Annotated in this window: 2 protein-coding genes; both read left to right on the plus strand. The window is 46.9% G+C overall.

All coding sequences use genetic code 11. The features are described from left to right. Positions 1-1254: SH3 domain-containing protein (locus tag F459_RS22955; protein WP_033302372.1), on the plus strand; the 1254-nt coding region annotated here is incomplete at its 5' end. Continuing rightward, positions 1254-1442, plus strand: coding sequence for a hypothetical protein (locus tag F459_RS24350; RefSeq protein ID WP_020614773.1), 189 nt, complete (start codon positions 1254-1256; stop codon positions 1440-1442). The genes F459_RS22955 and F459_RS24350, both read left to right, overlap by 1 nt. Positions 1443-1580 lie beyond the last annotated feature (138 nt).

A 1580-nucleotide genomic window follows, 5' to 3' on the forward strand; every position in this document is an offset into this window, starting at 1 on the left:
AAATACCTATTTATTCTTTTTCTGACGGCATCTGCCCTTAGCTCTTTATCCTCAAGAGACTGGGATATTCAGTATGAATGTATCCGGGAGACCTATGCCTATCACCACGAAGTTGGAGATACCACCATGTTTTCACTGCCAAAAGGTTCGATTATTGAATCAGATGGCATGGTCTCTGGATATCCATTTCGAATACGGTTTAAGGATGATAAAAGGGTTTCGTGGGTTTTGGTGGCCGATGTTATGCCTGTCGACTCCGATCCCCTTCCTGAAAAGTTAATAGGGCCTGTGAGGAGAGAAAAGACCCAAAATGGCAGGGATGAATGGATTTCTTCCTATCTGTTGCCGGCACTCTATGCAGAAAACCCACGAGAATATTTATATAACTATGAACCATTTTGGCGGGATGATTATAATGCCCAGGGTCGATTTGATTGGTGGAATGAATGGTATTATGCACAAGGATTTCGTTTTTATAATATAACTCTCATCGTGACATTTCCACCCGATGGTACAAATAGTTTTATTATCACAAAGATTGAAAAAAAAGATCAAAACACTTATTGGATAACTGCTATTGTAAATTATGTGACAGGCTCGGTGCTAACAAATTGGCAGGATGCTTTTGCAAACAAAAAAAATGAAACTGTTAAACTGATTCTCGAATTTGATGGAGATTACCTTGATATCTATCTGAATGATGATACTACTAAACTTAGTGAATTAGTATTGGCCGATAAAGACATTCAGGATGCGCTTATCCAAAAAATGAAACTGGAACCCGTGGATCTCTCAACCCTCCACTGGCCCACCCGGGCCGACGGTTCCATGGACTACCCCAAAATACAGGCTGACCTCTCGAATTTCTCGCCGACCCATACCACTATAGCAAACCTCCGCCTCAGAATACAGCCTGATACCTCAGCTGGCTTTTTTACCACATTGCCTGAAGGAACAAAGGTGCAGGTAACAGAAGAAAGGGAAACTGAAACCATTGACGGCATCACCGCCTCCTGGGTAGAGGTGATAAGCGAATCAGGTTATAAGGGATGGTGCTTTGGCGGGTATCTTGCAGAGATGGTGACCGAACAGCCGGAGGATGTTCGGGAGTATCCGATTACAAGTGAAGATGGGGCATCATCAAATTCGACAGTGAACCAGCTGCAAACATCCTGGCTGCTCTCTGTAGTTGGTGCCGGTGTACTGCTGGTAATTGCCGCAGTTATCGTGGTCATTTTGAGAAAGAGAAAGTAATGCAGGAGGATGTAGCTCTTCCCGCGGCAGGGATTGGAGGGGTGCCGAAGGCAGACCCCGCAGGGGCCGGGGGCCCCGAGGAGGCCGGAGCGAATAGCGGAGCCCCGCAAAGCCCGGTCCGACCACAGGGAGGAGCCGCCCAAATAAGTTATGAACGAATCTATAAATTCCAACGAAGAGAACCCTGAGCTGTACACGATGGCGGAAAGGCCGCTGCAGGGGATCGAACGAACCGGTGAAGCGGTGATCAGGCCGGAGCAGTCAATAAGCCTTGTGGACCGTCATAATGCGGAGTATACGGGATTTCCCCTGGGAGACGGGGTTTA

It is taken from the genome of Sediminispirochaeta bajacaliforniensis DSM 16054, from assembly GCF_000378205.1.
GTDB lineage: Bacteria > Spirochaetota > Spirochaetia > DSM-16054 > Sediminispirochaetaceae > Sediminispirochaeta > Sediminispirochaeta bajacaliforniensis.

Bases quoted from the DNA above. Each gene is read 5' to 3' on its own strand.
- F459_RS24350 (WP_020614773.1), top strand. From the start codon at position 1,254: ATGCAGGAGGATGTAGCTCTTCCCGCGGCAGGGATTGGAGGGGTGCCG.